At 72.2% G+C, this 23,108-nt stretch carries 15 protein-coding genes; 11 read left to right on the top strand and 4 right to left on the bottom strand.

Translation table 11 applies throughout. From position 1 onward, the window contains the following. Position 1: 1 nt before the first annotated feature. The 3 genes from A4W93_RS22750 to A4W93_RS22740 are packed head-to-tail and all read left to right on the top strand — an operon-like array spanning position 2 to position 7,451. Positions 2-3,073: an efflux RND transporter permease subunit gene (locus A4W93_RS22750; protein WP_085752780.1), complete on the top strand. Its 3,072-nt coding sequence runs from the start codon at positions 2-4 to the stop codon at positions 3,071-3,073. Then, positions 3,070-6,087, top strand: a complete 3,018-nt coding sequence (locus tag A4W93_RS22745) for an efflux RND transporter permease subunit (RefSeq protein ID WP_085754290.1) — start codon at positions 3,070-3,072, stop codon at positions 6,085-6,087. Before A4W93_RS22750 ends, A4W93_RS22745 begins: the two co-directional genes overlap by 4 nt. Then, on the top strand, positions 6,084-7,451 hold the full coding sequence (locus A4W93_RS22740) for an efflux transporter outer membrane subunit (protein ID WP_085752779.1): 1,368 nt from the start codon (positions 6,084-6,086) through the stop codon (positions 7,449-7,451). The genes A4W93_RS22745 and A4W93_RS22740 overlap by 4 nt, the downstream gene beginning before the upstream one ends. On the opposite strand, the gene A4W93_RS22735 is transcribed toward A4W93_RS22740, so the two are convergent. Next, entirely contained in the window at positions 7,448-8,206 is a 759-nt protein-coding gene (locus tag A4W93_RS22735) for a sulfite exporter TauE/SafE family protein (RefSeq protein WP_085752778.1), read from the bottom strand. The genes A4W93_RS22740 and A4W93_RS22735 overlap by 4 nt on opposite strands. 96 nt (positions 8,207-8,302) lie before the next feature. On the opposite strand from A4W93_RS22735, the gene A4W93_RS22730 reads away from it, so the two are divergent. Beyond that, positions 8,303-9,184 carry a LysR family transcriptional regulator gene (locus A4W93_RS22730; protein WP_085752777.1) on the top strand — a complete coding sequence of 294 codons (882 nt, stop codon included), beginning with the start codon at positions 8,303-8,305 and terminating at the stop codon, positions 9,182-9,184. Here A4W93_RS22730 and A4W93_RS22725 read toward each other — a convergent pair. Then, entirely contained in the window at positions 9,163-9,462 is a 300-nt protein-coding gene (locus A4W93_RS22725) for a hypothetical protein (RefSeq protein WP_085752776.1), read from the bottom strand. The genes A4W93_RS22730 and A4W93_RS22725 overlap by 22 nt on opposite strands. A gap of 231 nt (positions 9,463-9,693) precedes the next feature. On the opposite strand from A4W93_RS22725, the gene A4W93_RS22720 reads away from it, so the two are divergent. The 7 genes from A4W93_RS22720 (at position 9,694) to A4W93_RS22690 (ending at position 15,517) form a co-directional block, all read left to right on the top strand. After that, positions 9,694-9,954, top strand: coding sequence for a hypothetical protein (locus tag A4W93_RS22720; RefSeq protein ID WP_085752775.1), 261 nt, complete (start codon positions 9,694-9,696; stop codon positions 9,952-9,954). A gap of 90 nt (positions 9,955-10,044) precedes the next feature. Continuing rightward, entirely contained in the window at positions 10,045-10,899 is an 855-nt protein-coding gene (locus tag A4W93_RS22715) for an STAS domain-containing protein (RefSeq protein WP_085752774.1), read from the top strand. Positions 10,900-10,906: 7 nt separating this feature from the next. Next, on the top strand, positions 10,907-11,287 hold the full coding sequence (locus A4W93_RS22710) for an STAS domain-containing protein (RefSeq protein ID WP_085752773.1): 381 nt from the start codon (positions 10,907-10,909) through the stop codon (positions 11,285-11,287). Between the two features lie 7 nt (positions 11,288-11,294). After that, positions 11,295-11,675 (top strand): anti-sigma regulatory factor, encoded by a 381-nt coding sequence (locus tag A4W93_RS22705; RefSeq protein WP_237357601.1) that lies wholly within the window; start codon positions 11,295-11,297, stop codon positions 11,673-11,675. Positions 11,676-11,677: 2 nt separating this feature from the next. Further along, positions 11,678-12,694, top strand: coding sequence for an ATP-binding protein (locus tag A4W93_RS22700; RefSeq protein ID WP_099959966.1), 1,017 nt, complete (start codon positions 11,678-11,680; stop codon positions 12,692-12,694). Position 12,695: 1 nt separating this feature from the next. Beyond that, positions 12,696-13,571, top strand: coding sequence for an ATP-binding protein (locus tag A4W93_RS22695; protein ID WP_085752770.1), 876 nt, complete (start codon positions 12,696-12,698; stop codon positions 13,569-13,571). Then, positions 13,568-15,517 (top strand): ATP-binding response regulator, encoded by a 1,950-nt coding sequence (locus tag A4W93_RS22690; RefSeq protein ID WP_085752769.1) that lies wholly within the window; start codon positions 13,568-13,570, stop codon positions 15,515-15,517. The genes A4W93_RS22695 and A4W93_RS22690 overlap by 4 nt, the downstream gene beginning before the upstream one ends. On the opposite strand, the gene A4W93_RS22685 is transcribed toward A4W93_RS22690, so the two are convergent. Both A4W93_RS22685 and A4W93_RS22680 read right to left on the bottom strand, forming a co-directional pair. Continuing rightward, positions 15,498-18,200, bottom strand: coding sequence for a DUF11 domain-containing protein (locus A4W93_RS22685; RefSeq protein ID WP_085752768.1), 2,703 nt, complete (start codon positions 18,198-18,200; stop codon positions 15,498-15,500). The genes A4W93_RS22690 and A4W93_RS22685 overlap by 20 nt on opposite strands. Continuing rightward, on the bottom strand, positions 18,197-23,101 hold the full coding sequence (locus A4W93_RS22680) for a DUF11 domain-containing protein (protein WP_085752767.1): 4,905 nt from the start codon (positions 23,099-23,101) through the stop codon (positions 18,197-18,199). Before A4W93_RS22680 ends, A4W93_RS22685 begins: the two co-directional genes overlap by 4 nt. Positions 23,102-23,108 lie beyond the last annotated feature (7 nt).

The following is a 23,108-nucleotide window of genomic DNA, read 5'->3' as shown; positions in this document are numbered from 1 at the left end:
CGTGGACTTGTCCCGCCCGTTCATCGAACGGCCCGTCGCCACCGCACTGCTCACCGTCGCGCTGCTGCTGTCGGGCCTGCTCGCGTTGCGCCTGCTGCCGGTCGCGGCGCTGCCGCAGGTCGAATATCCGATCATCCAGGTCACCACGTTCCAGCCCGGCGCCAGTCCGGACATCACCGCGCGCACCGTCACCGCGCCGCTCGAGCGGCGGCTCGGCCAGGTGCCCGGGCTGCTGCGCATGTCGTCGTCCAGTTCGTCCGGCGCATCCGTCATCACGCTGCAGTTCGCGCTCGAGGTGGACCTCGGCGTGGCCGAGCAGGAGGTGCAGGCCGCGCTGACCACGGCCGCGGGGCTGCTGCCCGCGGACCTGCCGTCCCCGCCCGTCTACCGCAAGGTCAACCCGGGCGAGGCGCCCATCGTCACGCTCGCGATCACGTCGGCCACGCTGCCGCTGCCGCAGGTGCACGACCTCGTCGACACCCGCATGGCGCAGAAGATCGCGCAGCTGCCCGGCGTGGGCCTCGTGAGCCTGGCCGGCGGCCAGCGGCCCGCGCTGCGGGTGCAGGTCAAGCCCGACGTGCTGGCGTCCCACGGGCTGACGATGGAGGACGTGCGCAAGGCGGTGGCCGCGGCCAACGTCAACCAGGCCAAGGGCAGCTTCGACGGCCCGGTGCGCATGACGATGCTCGACGCGAACGACCAGATCCGCAGCGCCGCGGACTACCGGGCGCTGATCGTCGCGTACAAGGACAACGCACCGCTGCGGCTCGGCGACGTCGCCACCATCGTCGACGGCGCCGAGGACCGCTACCTCGGCGCATGGAGCGGCGAGGTGCCCGCGGTGCTCGTCAACGTGCAGCACCAGCCCGGCGCGAACGTGGTCGAGGTGGCTGCGCGCGTGCGGGCGCTGCTGCCCCAGCTGACGGCCACGCTGCCGGGCACGGTTGACGTGGCCGTGCTGGGCGACCGCACCGAAAGCATCCGTGCCTCGGTGCGCGACGTGCAGGTCGAGCTGCTGATCGCGATGGGCCTCGTGGTGGCGGTGACGATGGCCTTCCTTCACAGCCCGAAGGCCGCGCTGATCCCGAGCATCGCGGTGCCGCTGTCCATCGTCGGCACCTTCGGCTTCATGCACCTGGCCGGCTACTCGCTGAACAACCTCAGTCTGATGGCACTCACCATCGCCACCGGCTTCGTCGTCGACGACGCCATCGTGATGGTGGAGAACATCGCGCGCCACCGCGAGGAGGGCGCGTCGCCGATGCAGGCGGCCCTGACCGGCGCGAAGGAGATCGGCTTCACCCTGGTCTCGCTCACGGTGTCGCTGATCGCCGTGCTGATCCCGCTGCTGTTCATGGGCGACGTCGCCGGCCGCATGTTCCACGAGTTCGCGATGACGCTCGCGGTGGCCATCGTGATCTCGCTGGCCGTGTCGCTCACGCTCACACCGATGATGAGCGCGCGCCTGCTCGACGCCGCGCCGGCCGCCACGAAGCAGGGCCTGCTCGACCGCGTGATCGACCGCTACGCCCGCGGCCTCGACTGGACGCTGCGCCACGAGCGCCTGGCCCTCGGCGGCCTGCTGGCCGTGCTGTGCCTCACCGCCGCGCTGTACCTCGCGGTGCCGAAGGGCTTCTTCCCGGTGCAGGACGGCGGCGTGATCCAGGGCATCACGCAGGCGCCGCAGAACACCTCGTACGGCGCGATGGCCGACCGCCAGCAGGCGCTCGCCCGCGAACTGCTGAAACACCCCGATGTCGCGAGCCTGTCGTCGTTCATCGGCATCGACGGTGTCAACACCACGCTCAACAGCGGCCGGTTGCTGATCAACCTGAAGCCGCACGGTGACCGCGACCAGTCGGCGCAGGCCATCGCCGCGCAGCTGTCCGAACGCATCGCGAACGTGCCCGGCATCTCCGCGTGGTTCCAGCCGGTGCAGTCGCTCAGCATCGACGACACGGTGAGCCGCACGCCGTACCGCTACACGCTGACGGCCCCCGACGCCGCGCTGCTGGCGCGCTGGGTGCCCGCGCTCGTCGAGCGGCTGCGCGCCGAACCGTCGCTGACCGGTGTGGTGGGCGACCTGCAGGAGGAGGGCCGCCAGGCCTGGGTCGAGGTGGACCGCGACGCGGCCGCGCGCCTCGGCGCGAACCTGTCGGACATCGCCACGGCGCTGCAGAACGCCCACGGCCAGCGGCAGATCGCGACGCTGTACTCGCAGGCCAACCAGTACCGCGTGGTGCTCGAGGCCGACCCTGCGGTGGCCTCGTCCGGCCTCGACGCGGTGCGCGACGTGCGCGTGCCGCTCGCCGGCGGCCGTTCGGTGCCGCTGTCGGCGGTGGCCACCGTCTCCGAACGGGCCGCGCCGCTGCTGGTGCGCCGCGAGGGGCAGTTCCCCGCCGCGACGGTGTCGTTCGACCTCGCGCCGGGTGCTTCTCTCGGCGACGCGGTGAAGGCCATCGAGTCCGCGCGCGTGTCGCTCGACCTGCCGGCCTCGGTGGAGGCGCGCTTCGCGGGCACGGCCGAGGCCTTCCGCGCGTCGCTGTCGAACACCCTGTGGCTGATCCTCGCGGCGGTGGTGGTGATGTACCTCGTGCTGGGCATGCTGTACGAGAGCACCATCCACCCGCTGACGATCCTGTCCACGCTGCCGTCGGCGGCGGTGGGCGCGCTGCTGTCGCTGATGATCGCCGGCCGCCCGCTCGACCTGATCGCGGTGATCGGCATCGTGCTGCTGATCGGCCTCGTGAAGAAGAACGGCATCATGATGGTGGACTTCGCGCTCGACGCGCAGCGCCGCCTGGGCCTGTCGCCGCAGGAGGCCATCCGCCGCGCCGCGCTGCTGCGCTTCCGGCCCATCCTGATGACCACGCTCGCCGCGCTGTTCGGCGCGCTGCCGCTGATGCTCGCGGGCGGGTCCGGCGCCGAGTTGCGCCAGCCGCTCGGCATCGTGATGGTGGGCGGACTGATCACGAGCCAGGTGCTGACGCTCTTCACGACGCCGGCGGTGTACCTGTGGTTCGACCGCCGCACGCGCGCCCGCGCCGCCGCGGCGGTGCCAGCCGCGACATGAAACGCTTCGTCGACCGGCCCGTCGCCACCGCGCTGATGGCGGTGGCCGTGCTGCTGGCCGGGATGCTCGGGTGGCGCATGCTGCCCGTCGCGCCCCTGCCGCAGGTGGACTTCCCCACCATCGTGGTGTCGGCGAACCTGCCCGGCGCCAGCCCCGAGAGCATCGCGGCCACCGTGGCCACGCCGCTCGAACGGGCGCTCGGCGGCATCGCCGGCATCCACGAGATCGGCTCGTCGAGTTCGCAGGGGGCCACCGAGATCCACCTGCAGTTCGAACTGGGCCGCGACCTCGACGAGGCCGCGCGCGAGGTGCAGGCGGCGATCTACACCGCGCGCTCGCAGCTGCCGTCCGGGATGCCAGGCCACCCGACGTACCGCAAGGTCAGCGCGTCGCAGACGCCGATCATGGCGCTCGCGCTGGCGTCCCCCACGCTGTCGTCGGCCGCGCTGTACGACGCGGCCTCCACCGTGCTGGCCCAGCGCCTCTCGCGCATCGAGGGCGTGGGCGAGGTGAAGGTGGGCGGTGCCTCGCTGCCGGCGGTGCGCGTGCAGGTCGACATGGAGCGCCTGGCGGCCCACGGTCTCCCCCTGGAGGCGGTGCGCACCGCGCTGTCGGCGGCCACGGCGGAGCAGCCGCTCGGCAGCGTGGAGCAGGGCGCGCGGCGCTGGCAGATCCGCCTCGCCGACACGTCGCGGCGCGCGGCCGACTTCGCGCCGCTCGTGCTGCGCGAGCAGGACGGTGCGGTGCTGCGCCTGTCCGACGTGGCCGCGGTGACCGACGCCACCGAGAACCGCTGGAGCGCCGGCTTCCACAACCACGCGCCCGCCGTGGTGCTGGAGGTGAGCCGGCGCAGTGGCGCGAACATCGTCGCGACGAGCGACGCCATCCAGGCCGCATTGCCCGCGCTGCGTGCGCTGATGCCGGCCGACACCACGCTCACCGTCGTGATGGACCGTTCGCCCGGCATCCGCGCCACGCTGTTCGACGCGCAGCTGACGCTCGGTCTCTCGGCATTGTTGGTGGCCGTGCTGGTGTGGGCGTTCCTCGGCGGCGGGCGCGCCGCGCTGATCCCGGCGCTGGTGATCCCCGTGTCGGTGGTGGGCACCTTCGCGGTGATGTACCTCGCCGGCTTCTCGCTGAACAACCTCTCGCTCATGGCCCTCGTGATCGCCGCGGGCCTCGTGGTCGACGACGCCATCGTCGTGTACGAGAACACCACGCGCCACGTCGAGGAGGGCCTGTCGCCGACGCAGGCGGCCGCCCTCGGTGCGCGCGAGATCGGCCCGACGCTCGTCGCGATGACGCTCGCGCTGCTCGTCGTCTTCGTGTCCATCCTGTTCATGGGCGGGCTCGTCGAACGCCTGTTCCGCGAGTTTTCGCTGACGCTCGCCGCGGCGATGCTGATCTCGCTCGCGATGTCGCTGTCGCTCACGCCGAGCCTGTGCGGGCGCTGGCTGCGTGCCACCGCGTCGGCGCCGCGCGCGGGGATGTTCGAGCGCGTGCGATCGGTGTACGGCACGAGCCTCGCGTGGGCGCTGCGGCACGGCAACGTGGTGCTCGTGGTGCTGGCCGTGGCCATCGCGCTCACCGCGTGGCAGTACGTCGTGATCCCGAAGGGCATGCTGCCTCGGCAGGACACCGGGCAGTTGGGCGGCATCGTGCGCGGCGACGACGGCTTCTCGTTCCAGGTCATGCAACCGAAGATCGAGGCGTATCGCCAACTGCTGCTGGCCGACCCGGCGGTGGCCGACGTGACTGGCACGAGCGGCGGCACGGGCGGCATCAGCAACAGCTGGATCCGCGTGCGCCTGAAGCCGCTGGCCGAACGCGGCGTGTCGTCAGACGAGGTGGTGGACCGACTGCGCCGCGCGGCGCCCTTGGTGCCGGGCGGCCTGCTGATGATCGACGTCGACCAGGACATCCGCCTCGGCTCGCCGTTCGGCGGCGTGGGGCAGGACCTGCTGCTGCTCTCCGACAACTTCGCGACGGTGCGCGAGTGGTCGAGGCGCGCGGCCGACGCGATGCGCGAGCTGCCCGAGATCGCCGACGTCGACCGTTCGGGCGGCGGCACGCAGCAGGTCACGCTCGAGATCGACCGCGAGGCCGCGCGGCGGCTGGGTGTCGACATGGCCACGGTGTCGGCGCTGCTGGGCAACGCCTTCTCGCAGCGCCAGGTGGTGACGCTCTACGAGGCGATGAACCAGTACCGCGTGGTGATGGAGGTGGCGCCACGCCAGGCCGAGCGGCCCGAATCGCTCGGGGACCTGCAGGTGGTGACCGCGTCGGGCGGGCGCGTGCCGCTGTCGTCGTTCGCGACGTGGCGCTTCGAGCTGTCGAGCGACCGCGTCTACAAGAGCGGCCAGTTCGCCGCCGGCTGGATCGGCTACCAGGTGGCGCCCGGCGTGAGGTTGGAGGACGCCAGCCGCGCCATCGACGCGATGCTCGCGAAGCTGATGATGCCGTCGACGGTGATGCGCGGCACGTTCGGCGAGGGGTCCGCGTTCGGGGACATGGAACACCGGCAGCCGCTGCTGCTGCTCGGCGTGATCGTGGCCGTGTACCTCGTGCTCGGCGTGCTGTACGAGAGCCTGCGGCACCCGCTCGTGATCCTGTCGACACTGCCGTCGGCGGGCATCGGGGCGCTGCTCGCGCTGCGCCTCTCGGGCACCGAGTTCAACCTCGTCGCGCTGCTGGGGCTGTTCCTGCTGATCGGCCTCGTGATGAAAAACGCGATCCTGATGGTGGACCTCGCGCTGGTCGAGTGCCGCAAGGGCGTGGCGCCGGCCGAAGCCATCCACCATGTGGCGCTGCAGCGCCTGCGCCCGATCCTGATGACCAACCTGGCCGGCGTGCTCGGCGCGCTGCCGCTCGCGATCGGCTTCGGCGAAGGTGCGGCGCTGCGCCAGCCCCTCGGCATCGCCATCGTCGGCGGCCTCGCGGCCAGCCAGCTGCTCACGCTCTACACGACGCCGGTGGTGTTCCTGCGTCTGCAAGGAAAGACGACAACGACATGATTCGACTCCTGCCGATGGCCGCGGTGATCGCCGCGATGGTGGGCTGCGGCACGCCGCCTCCCGCGCCGAAGCCGCCGCCGGTGCCTGACCAGTTCCGCTTCCAGTCGGGCTGGGTCACGGCACCGGCCGACGCGGCGCCGCGCGGCGAGGCCTGGTGGACCCGGTTCGACGACGCGGAACTCGACCGCCTGATGAACGAGGCCGGCGAGGCCAACGGCACCGTCGAGCAGGCACTCGCGCGGGTGCGCCAGGCCGAGGCGCAGTGGCGCCTCGCGGGTGCGGCCGACAAGCCCGTGCTGAAGGCCACCGCGGGCGCCGAACGGGCCCGTGCCGACGGCGTCACCGCGACGGTGTGGCAGGGCTCGCTGCTCGCGAGCTGGCAGCCCGACCTGTGGGGGCGTGTCGCACTCGAACGCCAGGCCGGCCGCGCCGACCTGCGTGCGAGCGAGGCCGACGTGGCCTCGGTGCGGCTGGCGGTGCGGCTCGAACTCGCACGGGCCTACCTGCGGCTTCGCGTGCTCGATCGCCAGCGCGAACTGTCGGAGCAGACGCTCGGCGCGTACGAACGGTCGCTGACCCTGACGCGCAACCAGTACGAGGCCGGCCTCGTGGCCCGCTCCGACGTGACCCAGGCCGAGGTGCAGGCGCAGTCCGTGCGGGCCGGCCTGCACGACCTCACGCTGCAGCGCGCGCTGTACGAGCACACCATCGCCGTGCTGGCGGGGCGCGCGCCGGTCACCGGCACCTTGGCGCCCGTCGCGGTGTTGCCCGATGTGCCCGCCGTGCCGGCGACCGTGCCCTCGACCCTGCTGGTTCACCGGCCCGACGTGGCCGTGGCTCGGGAACGGCTCGAGGCCGCCAGCGCGCGCGCCGGATCGGCGCGGCGCGCCTGGCTGCCCGACATCACGATCTCGGCCGCCGCGGGTGTGCGCAGCACCCGCTGGTCCGACCTGTTCGAGGCTCCCGCCCGCGTCTGGTCCGTGGGACCGCAACTCGCCGCCACGCTGTTCGACGCCGGCGCCCGCCAGGCCACCGCCGACGCGGCCGACGCCGCCACCGACGAACAGGCGGCCGCGTGGCGCCTGTCGGTCCTCACCGCGATGAAGGAGGTGGACGATGCCCTCGCGGGCCTGCAGGCCCTCGACGCGAAAGCGACCGACCAGGCGCGCCTCGTCGCGCTGGCCGAGGAGAACGAGCGGGTGGTGACCAACCGCTACCGCTCGGGCCTCGTCAGCTTCCTGGAGGTGGCGGTGGCGCAGAACCTCACGCTGCAGAGCCGCCGCGCGGCGCTCGACGTCACGGCCGAACGGCTCGACGCGTCGTTGCGGTTGATGGCGGCGCTGGGCGGAGGCTGGGAAGGTTAGGCCGCCCACGCCGCCTGCCACAGCAGGTGCACGCCGAGCACGACGAGCGCCGCGAAGAGCCCCGTGCGGAAGGCCTGTGGCGACAGGCGCCGGCGCAGGCGCGCTCCGATCGCCATGCCGGCCAGCGCCGGGGGCAGCATCAGCGTCGAGGCCGCGGCCTCGTTCCAGCCCACCGGCGTCGTGACGCCCAGCCCCACGGCCAGCGCGACGGTCGACACGCTGAACGACAGCCCCATCGCCTGCACCAGCTCGTCGCGGCTCAGACCCAGCGCCTGCAGCCACGGCACGGCGGGCACGACGAACACCCCGGTGGCGGCGGTGACCAGGCCGGTCACGACGCCGGCCGGCGCGGCGAGGCGGCGTGACACGGATTCGTTCATCCGCCACGGCCGGGCCGCGAAGCCCCACACGCCGTAGGCGACCAGCACCGCCCCCAGCGCGAGCTGGCTCGCCGGGCCGCCGGGCGCATTCCACCACGCGAGGCCGGCCCACGTGCCGAGGCACACCCCGACCTGCAGCACGGCCAGGCGCGGCAGCAGCGGCGCGAGCGTGCGCCACGGGCCGGCCTGCCAAACGTTCGTGACGAGCGATGGCACGATCAGCAGCAGCGCCGCGTGCGTGGGCGCGACCAGCAGCGCGAGCAGCGCCATCGCGACGGTGGGCAGGCCGAGGCCCACGACGCCCTTGACGGCGCCCGCCAGGACGAACACCGCGGCCGCGGCGGCGAGTGTGGGAGAGAACAGGTCCGAGGTCATGGCCGCAGTGTGGGATGCCGGGCGATCCCCGGGAATGCGGAAGTGGCGCGGGGAGCCTCAGGACCCGCCTGAGGCTCGCTGTGGTACGTTGCCCCGGTGCGCTTCGACCTCATCGACCTCCAGCTGTTCCTGCACGTGTGCGACGCGGGCTCCCTGACCGGCGGCGCGGCGCGTGCGCACCTCACGCTCGCGTCGGCGAGCGAACGCATCCGGACGATGGAGGTGCGCTTCGGCGCCCCGCTGTTCGAACGCCACAGCCGGGGTGTGCGCCCCACGGCCGCCGGGCAGGCGATGCTCGCCCATGCCCGCGACGTGATCGGTGCGTGCGAACGGCTCGAGGCCGCGCTCGCCCCGCACCGGGCGGCGCCGGTGCGCCTGTGGGCCAACGCCGCGGCCTGCGGTGAACACCTGCCGGGCCTGCTCGAGGCCTTTCTCGCTCGCCATCCGGGCGAGGCCATCGACGTGGTGGAGGCGCCGAGCGACGGCATCGCGTCGGCGCTGCGCGCGGGGCGGTGCGACCTCGGCATCGTGGCCGACTGGGCCGACCTGCAGGGGCTCGACGCCGTGCCGTTCCGCGAGGACCGGCTCGTGCTCGTGGTGCCCGCCGGCGATGTGCTGCAGGGCCGCGCTGCGGTCCGTCTGGGTGACCTCGCGGACCGCCCGTTCGTCGCGCTGCCGGCGGCCTCGGTGCTGCAGCAGCACCTCGACGCCCAGGCGCGGACGCTGGGCGTGGACCTGCCGGTGCGCGTGCGCGCGCCGGGCTTCGAAGCCGCGTGCCGCATGGCGGCGGCGGGCGTGGGCGTCGCGATCGTGCCGCAGGCGGCGGCCCGGCGGTTCGGCGTGGAGAGCTTGGCGCTCGACCACCCCTGGGCGCTGCGCACGCTGAACCTGTGTTCGCGCCCCGGCGCGGCGAGTGGTGCGGTGCTTCGCCTGAAGCACCACATGGCCGGGGACGGTCAGGCGGGCACGGGGTCCTGACGGAGGGGCGGGGCGGCCGGAGCGGGGCTCGCGGCCGTGGGCGTGACCAGCGGCGTGAGCGAGATCCCGCGGGCCGCGTTGACCAGCGTGCCGTCGGGCTGCCGTTCCAGCAGCGTGCCGTTCGCCAGGCGCAGCGTGCGGTCGCGCAGCGTGCGCCGGATCCACCAGAACGTCCGCTCGACCACCACCTCGGCGTAGACCATCACGCCGTGCCGGCGGCCGGCGGCGTCGACGGCGATGAATCGATCGATCTGCTGGATGCTCGTGCTGCGTTTCATGGCGGGGCGGAATCGGGGGACGGGGTCGATCATCGGCGCCGGTCCGCGCCGCCCGGGGCAGGAGGGCGCAGCGATTCCTTGTAGGACAACGCGCCATGCCCTGTGCGTACCGGCCGCACGCGCGGTCGTGAGGTGTCGTCCGACACGGGTGCAAGGCGGCTGCCGCTGTGCGCTGCGAGGCACGCTCCGTATCGTCGGGTTCGTCGTCCACGCCGCAACGGGAGTCCCGCCATGCCCCACATCCTCCGCACCGTTCCTCATGTCCGTTCCGAGCGCGAGCGCCGCGAGGGGTTGCTGGACATCACGTTCGAGTCGACCGCCTTCGTGCTGGCGGCCGTCGGGCTGGTGCACCTGGTGCTGGTGCTCGCGTTCGGCTTCAACCTGATCGCCGAGGCGCTCGGGGCCGGGCCGGTGGCGGTGGCCGCGGTGGAGACCGTGCTGACGCTCGCCGCGTGCTACGTCATCGCCATCGCTGTGGGCCGCAACGCCTGAGTCCCCCGCAACGAGGGCGCCGTGGCGCCGGCTGCACATGTTGATACTATCCGTTGGGTTTCCCCCCAATCGACGAACGAGAACGCCACGATGAACACACAGAACACCGCGCTCGAAGCCCTCTTGAAAGGCGATCGCGACGCCATCGTCGACGAGTGGGTCGCCGAGTTCAGGGTCAACCTGACCAAGGGCAACGTCGCGCACCTCACGGCCGAGGCCCGCTCCGTGCTCGATGCACTGGCGAAGGGGGTGGTCGCCAACGGGGACCCGGCCCGGTTCGACACGGAGGCCTGGGCCGCGCTGCGCGACGCGCTCGAGGCGGTGTCGGCCTCGCGTGCCGCGCAGGGCTCCACGAGCGGCGAGACCAGCCGCTTCGTGCTCGCCTCGAAGAAGCCCGTCTTCGATCGCCTGCAGGCCAAGTTCAACAAGGACGCCGCGGCGCTGGCCGACAACCTCTGGTGGGTTTCGCTGCTCGTGGACCGCGCCGCCCAGTACACGGCCGATGCCTACCAGCGCACCCGCGAGGACATCATCAACCGCCAGCAGCAGGAGCTGCTCGAGCTGTCGACCCCGGTCGTCAAGCTGTGGGACGGCGTGCTCGCGGTGCCGATGATCGGCACGCTCGACAGCGCCCGCACGCAGCTCGTGATGGAGACGCTGCTGCAGCGCATCGTCGAGACCGGCTCCGAACTCGCGATCGTCGACATCACCGGCGTGCCCACCGTCGACACGCTCGTGGCCCAGCACCTGCTGAAGACCGTCACGGCGATCCGCCTGATGGGCGCGGACTGCATCATCAGCGGCATCCGCCCGCAGATCGCGCAGACCATCGTGCACCTGGGCATCGACCTGCAGGGCATCGTCACGAAGGCGACGCTCGCCGACGCGCTGGCACTCGCGCTGAAGCAGACCGGTTACGTCGTGACGCGCCCGAAGGCCGTCTGAGGACGCCATGGACCGCATCCCGATTCTCCAGATGGGCCGCAACCTGCTGGTCACCATCCAGGTGGACATGCAGGACCAGACGGCGCTGCAGCTGCAGGACGACCTGTCGGCGAAGATCGAGGCCACCGGCGCCAACGGCGTGCTGATCGACATTTCGGCGCTCGAGATCGTCGACTCGTTCATCGGCCGCATGCTCGCCAGCATCTCGGGCATCGCCCGCGTGCTCGACGCCACCACCGTGGTGGTCGGCATGCAGCCCGCCGTGGCCATCACGCTCGTCGAGCTGGGGCTGTCGCTCGAAGGTGTCCGCACCGCGCTCAACGTGGAACGTGGCATGAAGCTGCTGTCCGCCGCACAACAGGACCACGATGTCGACGCCGGGGCGTGAGGGCACGATGGCCCTGCGCAACGAGCAGGACATCGTGATGAGCCGGCAGGCCGTGCGCAAGCTCACCCAGGAGCTCAAGTTCTCGCTCGTCGACCAGACCAAGATGATCACCGCGGCCAGCGAACTGTCGCGCAACACCGTGGTCTATGGCGGGGGCGGCGAGATGCGCTGGGAGATCGTGGTCAACGGCGTGCGCCAGGGTCTGCGCCTGCACTTCGAGGACAAGGGCCCCGGCATCCCCGACATGGAACTCGCGCTCACCGACGGGTGGACCTCCGGCTCGGGCATGGGCGTGGGGCTCTCGGGCAGCCGCCGCCTCGTCAACGAATTCGAGATCCGCAGCGAAGTGGGTGTCGGCACCTGCGTGTCGATCACGCGATGGAAGTGAACATGGCATCCCATTGCCACGCGGCCTTCGACGTCACCGAGCCGAGCCGTGTCGGCGAAGTGCGCCGCCACGCGGTGCGGCTGGCCGAGTCGTTCGGTTTCGACGAGGTCGCCGCGGGACGGGTCGCGCTCGTGGTCAATGAACTGGGCAACAACCTGGTGCGGCACGCCCAGGGGGGCCGGCTGCTCGTGGGGGCCGTCGAGGACGATGACGGGGGCGTGCAGGTGGAGGTGATGTCGCTGGACGTCGGGCCAGGGATCCGCGACATCCGGGCGAGCCTTGTCGATGGTTTCTCCACCGGCGGCACGGCGGGCCAGGGGCTCGGTGCGGTGCGCCGCCTGTCGCAGGTGTTCGACATCTACTCGCGCGCGCCGGGTGGCACCGTGGTGCTGTCGCGGCTGTCGGCCGATGGGGCCGCGCCGCGGGCCTCCGGACCGGTCGAGGCCGGCGTGGTGCGCATCCCGGCACCGGGCGAGCATGTGTGCGGAGACAACTGGTCGCTGGTGCCACGGGACGGCCGATGGCTGCTCCTCGTCGCCGACGGCCTGGGCCACGGGCCGCAGGCGATGGAAGCGGCCGACGCCGCCGTCGCGGTGCTCGCCGGGGCACCCGATGGACCGCCGAGCCATCTCCTGGAACGCATGCACCAGGCGCTGAGGGCCACCCGGGGCGCCGCGGCAGCGCTCGCCGAGGCGGACCCCGGCGCCGGCACGATCACGTTCGCCGGCGTGGGCAACATTGCCGGACGCATCATCTCCGGCCTGGGAGACCGCTCGCTGATGTCCCAGCACGGCACGGTGGGTGTGCAGATCCGCAAGCTGCAGGACGTGGCGTACGAGTGGCCGCCCCACGCGGTCCTCGTGCTGCATTCCGACGGGTTCGCCACCCGCTGGGCCCTGGGCGACGCCACCGACCTGGTGCAACACCATCCGGCGCTGGTCGCCGCCTGGGTCGCCCGCGACCAGATCCGTGGCCGCGACGACGCGACCATCGTCGTGCTGAAACGGCGGGGAGGCTGAGATGGCGGATGGCACGCCCGACGAGGTCGAGTCGCTGCGCCAGCAGCTCCACGACCTGACGGCCGAACTCGAGGAAACCAACCGCGGCGTGCTGGCGCTGTACGCCGAACTCGACGCGCAGGCCGAGGCGCTGCGCGAGGCCACCGAACTCAAGAGCCGGTTCCTCGCCTACATGAGCCACGAGTTCCGCACGCCCATCGGCTCCATCCGCAGCATCTCGCGGCTGCTGATGGACCGCGTGGACGGCCCGCTCACGGCCGAGCAGGAGCGCCAGGTGCGGTTCATCCAGGACACCTCGGCCGAGTTCGACGAGATGGTCAACGACCTGCTCGACCTCGCGAAGGTGGAGGCCGGCCGCGTCACCATTTCGCCCGCCTGGTTCGAACTGGTCGATCTGTTCTCGGCGCTGCGCGGCATGTTCAAGCCGGTGCTGACATCTCCGGACGTGGTGCTGGTGTTCGAGGAACCGGACGGCGTGGCCGCCCTGTTCAACGACGACCGCAAGCTCGCGCAGATCCTGCGCAACTTCATCTCGAATGCGCTGAAGTTCACCGCTCGTGGCGAGGTGCGCGTGGCCGCGCGAGGCAACGGCGACGGTACGGTGACCTTTTCTGTGGCCGACACCGGGGTCGGCATCGCGCCCGAGTTCCATCACGCCATCTTCCAGGACTTCGTTCAGGTCGATTCGCCGATCCAGAAGCGCCTGCGCGGCACCGGCCTCGGCCTGTCGCTCAGCAAGCGGCTGGCCGAATTGCTCGGCGGCAGCGTGGCGCTGCAGAGCGGACTGGGGCAGGGTTCGACGTTTTCCGTGACCCTCCCGGCTCGCCTGCGGGCGCCGGACGCACCCCCTCCCGAACGCGCGGAAGGCCTGGCATGAACGGGCCTCCGCTGCACGAGCTGCTGGTGGTGGACGACAACCCCGCGACCCGCTACTCGACGTCGCGGGTGCTGCGGGCGGCGGGGTTCACCGTGCGCGAGGCCGGCACCGGCGAGGAAGCCCTCGCCCTGGCGGACGAACACGTGGCCGGCGTGGTGCTCGACGTTCACCTGCCCGACATGAACGGCTTCGAGGTGTGCAAGCTGCTTCGCGAACGGCCGGCCACGCTGCGCATCCCGGTGATCCACCTGTCGGCCGCGTACATCGGCGACACCGACAAGGTGCGCGGCCTGCATTCCGGCGCCGACGCGTACATGACCCACCCGGCCGAGCCGGCGTTGCTGGTCGCCACGCTGCAGGCCTTGATCCGCGCGCGCACCGCCGAGGAAGGCATGCGGCGCAGCGAGGCCCGGTTCCGCGCCATCTACCACCAGGCCTCGAGCGGCATCGCGCTGATCGACGCCGATGGCCGTTTCGTCGACTGCAATCCCGCCATGCTGTCCCTGCTCGGCCGCGAGGCCGCGGACGTGACCGGCAAGGCGCTCGCCGACTTCGTGCCCGCCGAGGCACGCTCCGTGCTGGACGTGGCGCTCGCGCAGTCCCGCACGGGTGCCTGGCGCGGCGACTTCCCGCTGCAGTCCGCGCAGGGTGTGGACGTGCCGATGGAGTGGACCCTGTCGGCCCACGCCGAACCGGGCCAGGTGCTCGCGATCGCGACCGACATCTCCGACCGCGTCGCGCTGCAGCGCCAGCGCGAGGACCTGCTGGAGCGCGAGCAGGCGGCGCGTGCCGCGGCCGAACGCCTGAACCGCTCGAAGGACGAATTCATCGCCGTGCTGTCGCACGAGCTGCGCACGCCGCTCAACGCCATCGTCAGCTGGGTGCACGTGCTCAAGCGCCTCGACGCCGACGCGTCGATGGCGCGAGGGCTCGACTCCATCGAGCGCAACGCCCACGTGCAGACGCGGCTCGTGTCCGACATCCTCGACATGTCCCGCATGGACCTCGGCAAGTTGCAGCTCTTCATCGAACCGGTGGACGTGCCGGAGCTGGTGCAGACCGCGGTCGGCGCGCTCGGCGCCTCGGCGCGCGACAAGTCGCTCGAGATCGAGATCTTGATGGACACGGTGACGCGCCGGGTGAACGCCGATGCGTCCCGCCTGCAGCAGATCGTCTGGAACCTGCTCACGAATGCCATCAAGTTCTCGAACGCGGGTGGCCGCATCCGCGTCGCCGCAAGGCAGGATGACCAGAACCTCACGCTGTCGGTGGCCGACGATGGCATCGGCATCAAGTCCGAGTTCGCCGACCTGCTCTTCGAGCGCTTCACGCAGGGCGACTCGGGCAGCAACCGCACGCACGGCGGCCTGGGCCTGGGCCTGTCCATCGTGAAGCACCTCACCGAACTGCACGGCGGCGGCGTGACGGCCTTCAGCGAAGGACCGGGCCGTGGCGCCACGTTCACCGTGACGATCCCGGAAGGCCTGGTGCCCAGCGGGCTCATCGCGATGCCGGGGGTGGTGCCCGAACGCGACCCCACCACGCAGGCGCTGTCCGCACTCGAGGTGCTCGTGGTCGACGACGATCCGGAAGCGCGCGAGATGCTCACGATGATCCTCTCCGAGCGGGGCGCACGGGTGACCACGGCTGCGTCGGCCGCGGACGGCCTGGAGCGCCTGCGCGCGGGCGCCAGGCCCCACGTGCTGGTGAGCGACATCGGCATGCCGGGCCAGGACGGCTATGCGTTCGTGCGCGAGCTGCGCCGCCAGGAGGCGCCGGGCTCGTACCTCCCCGTCATCGCGCTGACCGCGTTCGCGCGCCCGCAGGACCGCGAAACGGCGCTCGCCGCAGGCTTCGACGAACACTGCGGCAAGCCGTTGCGGCCGGATGCGCTGGTGGCCGCGATCCTGCGCCTCACGGGCCCGGTCAATCCACCACGACGCTGAACGTCACGGTGCCCGAGGCCCCGCTCGGCAGGTCGCCGGTGAAGGTCCACTGCACCGCGCCGGTGGCGCCGGGGGCGGGCTTGGCAGCCACGGAACACACGAGCGGCGACGGGCTTGTGCCACACGCCGCGGTGGCCATCAGCGTGTACGCCGGGGTCGCGTCGTGCACCTTGAGGCCGCTGAGCGGTGTCGGCCCCTGGTTGAGGTACGTGATCGTGTAGACGAGCGTGTCGCCGGTCTTCGCGGCGCTGCGGTCCACGGTTTTCGTGAGGCGCAGCCCGGTGTCGTTCGGCTGGCCCACCAGCGTGAGGTCCGTGCGGTGGTGGTCGAGCACCAGCGTGTGGTTCGACAGCGCGAGCGAGGCGCCCACGTCCAGCGTCTGCTTCTGCCCCTGGCTAGCCGTGGCCGGCACCGCGACCTTCACGAGCACGCACACGCGCTGGTCCGCGGTGACGGCGATGGGGGCGGTGACCTGCGTCTCGCCGGCGTCCAGCCTGCCGTCGCAGTTGGTGTCGCGGAACACCGTCTGGCCCCAGCCTGGCGTGGCCGAGGCGGGTGAGGCCGACAGTGTCAGCGACCCGGCGGTGCCCGCCGTGAAGCTGTGCGGGTAGAACACCGCGCCACCCGGCGCGGCCGACTGCTGGCCTTCCGTCTCGAGGCGGCTCGCCGGCACGTCGGCGAAGTTCACGCCGGTCACGGTCTGGCCGGCGGTGGTGTGCGAGAACGTCGTGGTGTCGGTGGCCAGCACGTAGGCGCCGCCCGACGTGCCAGGGCTGCCGCCGGTCGACACCCACGTCGCGACGGCGGCCTGCGTGACCTTCACCGACGTCGCCGTCGCCGGCACCCACAGCGTGTACGTGCCGGCGTCGCCGGTCGTGGCGGTGTCCAGCACGACGGCGCTGGCGCCGTCGATCGCCTTCACGGTCCCGCCCACCACCGGCGACTCGCCGCTCTCCTTCAGGCCGTTGTTCGCGGTGCCGCCCCCCGAGCCGTTGTCGTTGAACACGGCACCACTCACCTTGCTGCCGTTGTAGAGGCCGAAGCGGGCGTACGTCGAGTCGTTGTTCATCGAGACCGGCAGGGTGAGGGCCGGTGCGTGGGTCGCGACCCAGCCCGCTGGCACGGCCGGGGCCACGACGGCCGTCGTGGCGTCGCCATTGACCACCAGGGTCCAGTTCGTCGCCTGCACGCCGGTGAAGGTGAAGACGCCGGTGCTGGTGTTGACCGGCACGACGGCGATGGCCGGGCCCGCGGGCTTGGCCGGGTCGACGAGCTTCGCGTAGAGGGTCAGCCCCGTGCCCGACTCGCCGCTGTCCTGCACGGCCGAGTGGTTGGCGTCGGCGTACACGCAGCCGTTGAGCGAGCACAGGTTCATCGTACCGCCCGCCGTCACGTCCACCTCGCCCAGCCGCACGCCCAGCGTCTCGAGCAGGGGATCCACGACCGACGCGACGAGGTCCAGCAGGGTCGGCACGAGCTGCTGCTGGAAGAGCGTCTTCAGCGTGTCGAGCACGACCGTCTCGAGGCCGAGCAGGGTCGGGGTCATCGAGAGGGTCATGTTGTTGACCAGGCTCGTCAGCAGGCCCGAGACGAAGCCGGTCTGGGTGTAGGCGGTCAGGGTCTGCGGGTAGGGGCCGGTGAACTGCAGCGCGGAGGTGCCCGGCGTCTGCCCCTTCGCGACGGCCTTGGCCTTGATGGCCACGGCGCTGCCGTTGATGGTGAGCGCGGCGATGTTGCCGGGGGTCACGTCGCTCGCCTGCAGCGCGCGGCCGCGGTTGAAGAAGACGTTGTCGGGGATGATGCCGAGGTAGATGTCGGCGAGGCCCGGCTTCGCCTGCACGCCGAACACGTTCGCGATCGCGTCGACGGCGCCGATCGTGCCGTCGCCCCGCGCCACCTCGAGGTACAGGTCCAGCCGGTTGACGTTCAGCGACACCGTGTTGACGAGCGGGATGGCCGCCAGCAGGCCGGTGTTGAGGTTCACGCCGAGCAGGTCCATGCCGAGCTTGATGCGCACCGTGGCCGTGTGGAAGGCCGACCCGGTGGGACCGCACACGTAGACCGGCGGTTCGACGACCTGCGCCGCGAGCGACAGGTTCGCGAGCTTCAGCCCGAGCAGGCCGAGGTCGGCGCCGGCGATCGTGATCGTCGTGGGCGTCGTCAGCACGTTCTTGCTGTTGTAGAGCTGGATGGCACCGGTGACGAGCTGCAGCGCGTTGATCGTGGTGTTGCCGAGGCCGCCGTCCGAGGTGAGCAGGTCGCCGAGCTTGATCTGGCCCGACAGGGGCGTGAGCGCGGTGGCCACCTGCCCGAGCGATGTGGCGAGCGTGGTCTTGCCGTCCTGCGTCGCGGCGGTGGCCGCGGCGCCGACGATCTTGGCGAGCGTGGTGTTCGCGTTCAGCGCGTTCACCGGCGTCGACAGCGCGAGGTCGGCCTGCAGCGCGCCCACCGTCTTCGCGAGGCTCACCGTCCCGGTGGCGACGCTGTTCCAGTCCAGCGCCGACACGCTCAGCGTGGAGTTGGTCAGGCGGCCCAGCAGCGCGTTGAGCAGCGCGCCGCGGGTGGAGTCGACGCTCGCGAGGCGCGGGCCCGCGGCGACGCAGCCGCCCGTGGTGCAGGCGAAGGCGGGCGTGCCCGCCAGCAGCGCCAGCGCGAGGAGCCACACGTGCCAGAGGCGCTTCACAGCGACACCCCGCCGAGCAGCGATTCGTCGAACTTCATGCGCAGCCGCACGTAGGCGCCGCGCTGCGTGCTGCGGTCCTCCGAAAGGTCGCGGTCGCGGAAGCCGCTCGCGTTCCAGCCCACCGAGACCCAGGTCTGGTCCTGCACACGGTAGCCGCCCTCGACACCCGCGCCCTGCTGCCGGTTCGAGAACGTGCCGTCGGTCAGCAGGCGCAGTGCCACGCCGAGGTCCCAGCGGTCGCCGAGGTCATGGCCGGCGCGCAGCGAGGTCATCTGGGCGCGGTGCGAGAGCGCGAGGCCGCCGCCGGTCTCCTGCACCCACTTCGCGGCGAACATGCCGGTGAGGGTCGTGTGGCGTGCCGCCTGCCAGTCGGCATGGGTCGACACCACGTGCACGCGGCGGGCGAGGTCGCCGGCCGAGAGGCCGCTGTCGCGGCGGAACTCGTAGCGGCCGAGGCCGTTGGCGCGGTTGGTCGCGGTGTCGCGGTAGGCCATGCCCATCTGGAAGCGTTCCTGGATGCGGGTGGGCTGGCCGTCGGTGTGCGCGGTGGCGTACGTGTTCTTCGCGAGCGCGGTCCAGTCGGCATCGAGCTTGCGGGCGAGGCCGAGCGTCGAGAGGAACGTGTCGCCGGCGGTGGCGTGGCGGGCCTCCAGGCGCGCGGTGCCCTTCCACAGCGGGTTCGCGGTGTATTCGATGGCGCCGGTGAGCGCGACGCTGTCGTTCGTGGCCGGGCCGCTGAGCGCGCTGACCCGTTCGAACGAGGTGTTCAGGCGCAGGCCCTCGGCGAGGCGCCAGCGGTTGCGCAGGCCGATCGCGGCCTCGGTCTCGCGGTCGCCGAAGGCGTCGCGGCCGCGGTACTCGCCGAACAGGCGGCCGTCGGTCATCACGTCGCCGTCGACCCCGATCACGGTGGTGTTGCGGCGTTGCGTGGGGTCGAGCAGGAACGGGCCGCCGAGCGACGAGATGATCTCGTGGCGCGCGTAGACGCGGCCCTGGTTCGGCAACTGGTACTCGCCGCCGACGGCCAGCAGGCGCTTGTCGCCGTCGGTCACGTCCTGCTCGGCCTCGCCGTACACGGAGACCTTCGGCAGGCCCGGCACGAGAGTGCCGGCCTTCACGCGCACGCTGCGGGTGTCGTTGGCCTTCGCGCCGGGCAGCGGGTGGTCCTCGACCCAGCGCACGCCGGCCTCCACCTTGCTGCCCTGGCCGAAGCTGTGCTCGACGCCGGCCAGCACGCCGTCGCGGCGGGTGTGGCCGGCCTCGTCGCCGCTCGACAGCACGTCGGCGGTCAGCCGCGTGCGGGTGTCGATCGGCTGGCTGGCCTTCAGGCCGGCTTCGCGGCGGCCGGCGGCGAGCGACGACGACGGGTTCGTGAAGCCGAGGTCGCTGCGGCCCGCGAACGCGCGCAGCTGCAGGCCGGCGGGATCCTGGTGCGTGACCTCGACGCGCTGCGCGCCCCCCGTGCCCAGGTCGTCGTGGAGCAGCTGCGCGGCCTCGGCGACGACGGTGGTGCGCGGGCCGGCCCGCCACGTGCCGTTGACGCTGGAGAGCGTCTGCGCCTGCAGCGGGTTCAGGTCGCGCACGGCGGCCGCGCCCACCTCGACGGTGTCGGTCACCGCGAACTGCACGTCGCCGCCGGCGACGAGGAACTTCTCGCCGTCCTGCTCGACCTCGTACGTCACGCGGATCGACACCGGGTTCAGGTTCGCGTCGACGCTCGGGACGGGCGCATGGAACAGCAGGCTGCCGGAGAGCGGTTCGAAGTCGTAGTCGGCGAAACGCACCTTCGGCGTCACCGACAGCACGACGGCCGGCTGGTTGCGGTCGCGCACGAGCACCTCGACGCGTTCGCTGTTCGCGAGCGCACGGCCGTTGCCGAGCAGGAACGGGCCCGAGGTGCCGACGGCGAGGAGCTCGACGACGGCCTGGCGCGCGCTGTCGCGGCTCGCGAAGAGGTTGGCCGTCACGCGGTCGGTCTCGAGGTGCTGGCGCAGGCCGGTGAGGCTGCGCTGGTAGCTGCCCAGCTGGCGGGCCGGCACGGGCGCCTGCGTCGTGAAGTCGCCGTACAGCAGCGAGGACTTGTCCTTCTCGAGCTTCACGTAGAGGCGGCTCGTCGACTGCGCGTCGAAGCCCTTGACCGCGTCGTCGCCGTAGACCGGGTAGAACGTGTCGGGCTGGATGTCCCGGAAGAGGCGCTGGTGGCTGTCCTTGTCGGAGTCGTAGCCGAGGGTCAGCAGGTGTTCTCCGAGCACCTTGCCCTTGAGGAACACGGCGGCGCGGCCGTCGAGCGTGGTGTCGCCGCTCGTCGCGTACGTGCGCAGCTCCTGCTCGAAGCCGTCGCCGGGCAGCGCGGGCACCACCGACTTCGTGTCGAGCTTGCGGAAGTTCAGCACCCCTTCGACGATGCCGGCCATCACCATCGGGCGCAGCGGCGCGGTGAAGTCCGCACGGGCGGTCGCCGTGAAGAGGCCGACGGCGGCCTGCAGGTCGGCGCGGCCGGCCGAGGCCGGCGCGCGCAGCCGGAACGTGGCCGACGGGCCGTCGACGAAGGTCTGCACACCGGGGCGCACCGGGTCGAGGTCCAGCACGTCCCAGTCGCCGAGGGTCGTGTCGAGCGTGACCGGGTGGCGCTCGGCCACGGGCAGGCCGTCGCGGTCCGTGAGCGACAGCGTGACCGGGACGAAGGTCTCGCCGTCGGCGGGCGCCTTCGGCAGGGCCGGCGACAGGTTCACGGCGGCGAGCGCACCGGCCACCTTCACGTGCACCTCGCGGCGCTCGCGTTCGTTGCCGAACGGGTCCGACTGCACGAGCGTGAGGGTCGTGGCGCCGGCCGGCAGCACGAGGCCGACGAATTCACGGGTCTCGGTGTCCCGCGCGGGGTCGACCGACCGTTCGCCGATGCGGTCCTCGCCCACGGCCACGCCGTTCAGGAGCAGCTTCGCCGGGGCCCCTGCGCGCGACTGGACCCGCAGCGACAACGGTTTGCCGGGCAGCACGTCGCCCTCGGCGAGGCCGAGGATCGCGAGGCCCTGCGGAGCGGCCTGGTCGGCGACGGGTGCGCTGGCGGGCGATGCCGCGGGTGCGGCGGCGGCGGGACCGAGGTCGCCGACGGTGCCGCTCGCCGGCAGTGCCTTGACGTCCGGGCTCGCGGCGCGAGTGAGCGCCAGGTCCGTGCGCAGCGACAGGCGCAGCTCGCGGTCGGTGGCCGACGCACCCGACCGCGCCGCGATGGCCTCGCGCAGGGCCGTGCCGCAGCCGCCCAGCGCGAAGTCGGCGCGCTGCAGTTCGCTCTTGCGCGGGTCGACGAATCGGCTCGACCCGTCGCCGGCATGGCGCTGCGAGGTCGCCAGGGGTTCGGCGCCCGGGGGCAGTGTCGTGCGGTCGATCTTCAGCACGTGGGTCTTGGGGCTGATGCCGTAGAGGCTGTAGCGGCCCTGGCCGTCGGTGACGACCGAGGTGCCGTCCTCCATCAGCAGGCGCACGCCTGGCACGCCCGGTTCGTCCGCGCCCTTGAGGCCGTTGGCATCGCAGTCGGCGAAGACGGTGCCGAGCACCGTGGTGTCCTCGGTGAACACGCCGGGCAGCACGGTGACGGTGGCGGTGGCTTCGTTGCTCGCGACGACCTCGGGACTCGTGGCGCGGGCCACCACGCGGTTGATGCCGTCGCCGCGCAGGGCGGTGGTGCGCAGCACCGTGCGGTACTGGACGGTGCGGCCCTGGTCGGAGCCGAGCCGGCCCGTGTCGAATCGCACGGCGCGGCCGGGCAGGCCGGCGGGGTCCGCCGCGGGCCGGCCGTCGATGCGGGTGCTTCCGGGCACGAGCGCGAAGCCGGCGGGCAGCGTGTCGTGGAGCACCACGTCGTCGAGGTCGACCTGGCCCACGTTTTTCGTGACGAGGGTGTAGTCGACCGACTCCGCCACCTCGGCCGCGGTGCGCGAGACGGTCTTCTGCACGCTGAGGCCCATCGGCAGCGGATCGAGCGGCACGTCGAAGCGCACGGCCCCCATGTCGGAGGTGCTTTCGAACTGCTGGCCGAACGAGGCGTCCGCCGCGATGCGGCGTCCCGCGGGCATCTCCGGCATCGCGGTGTCCGGCGAACGCTGGTACTGGCGCGGCACGCCGACCTCGATGCGGTACCGGCCCGCGGGCACGAGGCCGAACGAGAAGCGGCCCTCCGCGTCGGTCTGCACGGTGCTCGGCGAGCGGGTGACCCCATCGTGGTCGTAGATCACCGCCGGGTCGTTGGTGAGTCCGCCGTTGGTGGTGCCGGACACGTCGATCAGCGTGACCCAGACGCCGCGGATGGGCGTGTTGCGCAGACGGTTGAAGACGATGCCGCTCGGGTCGACGAGGATGTCGGCCTTGACCTCGCTCGGCGCGAGCTCGCAGCCGGAGAGGCTCGCGGTGAGGGTGTCGTCGGCGATGCCGGTCGAGGGGGCGGCGACGCTGCGCAGCGCGGGCCCTTGCGGCGACGGGGCGGCCGTGCGGAAGACGCCGGAGTTCGGCGCCGTCTCGACCACGGTCACGGTGTGCGTGGTGCCGGTGGTCCACGATTGCACCGCGATGGTCGCGGTCTCGGCGATGTGCGGATCGGCGTTGCAGGCCGCGGCGTCCGCCTGCAGGAACAGCGAGGCGCCGACGCTCGTGGCCCTGGCCTGGCGGGCGAAGGTGCGGTCGGTGAAGAAGCGGATCGTGGCGGGGGCGGCGGGCACCTCGGCCATCACCTCGTTGGACCACACCGAGGCCTGGCTGCCGGTCAGCGGGTCGAGGTAGTTCAGCGAGGCGTCACGCTGGATGGTGCGCATGGCGCTCGCGGCGGGGGCTGCGAGGCACAGGGCGGCGAAACTCGCGGCCAGGGTTCTCCCCGCCTCCCGGAGGAGGCGCTGGACGAGCCGGCTCATCGCGGTC

The organism is Piscinibacter gummiphilus (genome assembly GCF_002116905.1).
In the GTDB taxonomy this organism is placed as follows: domain Bacteria; phylum Pseudomonadota; class Gammaproteobacteria; order Burkholderiales; family Burkholderiaceae_C; genus Rhizobacter; species Rhizobacter gummiphilus.
The sequence above is the reverse complement of the archived record's forward strand: the minus strand, read 5'-3'. Positions and strand labels throughout refer to the sequence as shown.

Excerpts from the sequence above, each read along its gene's own strand:
- A4W93_RS22710 (WP_085752773.1), top strand. The coding sequence starts at position 10,907 with ATGGACCGCATCCCGATTCTCCAGATGGGCCGCAACCTGCTGGTCACC.
- A4W93_RS22690 (WP_085752769.1), top strand. The coding sequence starts at position 13,568 with ATGAACGGGCCTCCGCTGCACGAGCTGCTGGTGGTGGACGACAACCCC.
- A4W93_RS22745 (WP_085754290.1), top strand. The coding sequence starts at position 3,070 with ATGAAACGCTTCGTCGACCGGCCCGTCGCCACCGCGCTGATGGCGGTG.
- A4W93_RS22705 (WP_237357601.1), top strand. The coding sequence starts at position 11,295 with ATGGCCCTGCGCAACGAGCAGGACATCGTGATGAGCCGGCAGGCCGTG.
- A4W93_RS22725 (WP_085752776.1), bottom strand. The coding sequence starts at position 9,462 with ATGAAACGCAGCACGAGCATCCAGCAGATCGATCGATTCATCGCCGTC.
- A4W93_RS22715 (WP_085752774.1), top strand. The coding sequence starts at position 10,045 with ATGAACACACAGAACACCGCGCTCGAAGCCCTCTTGAAAGGCGATCGC.
- A4W93_RS22700 (WP_099959966.1), top strand. The coding sequence starts at position 11,678 with ATGGCATCCCATTGCCACGCGGCCTTCGACGTCACCGAGCCGAGCCGT.
- A4W93_RS22720 (WP_085752775.1), top strand. The coding sequence starts at position 9,694 with ATGCCCCACATCCTCCGCACCGTTCCTCATGTCCGTTCCGAGCGCGAG.
- A4W93_RS22740 (WP_085752779.1), top strand. The coding sequence starts at position 6,084 with ATGATTCGACTCCTGCCGATGGCCGCGGTGATCGCCGCGATGGTGGGC.
- A4W93_RS22735 (WP_085752778.1), bottom strand. The coding sequence starts at position 8,206 with ATGACCTCGGACCTGTTCTCTCCCACACTCGCCGCCGCGGCCGCGGTG.
- A4W93_RS22680 (WP_085752767.1), bottom strand. The coding sequence starts at position 23,101 with ATGAGCCGGCTCGTCCAGCGCCTCCTCCGGGAGGCGGGGAGAACCCTG.
- A4W93_RS22695 (WP_085752770.1), top strand. The coding sequence starts at position 12,696 with ATGGCGGATGGCACGCCCGACGAGGTCGAGTCGCTGCGCCAGCAGCTC.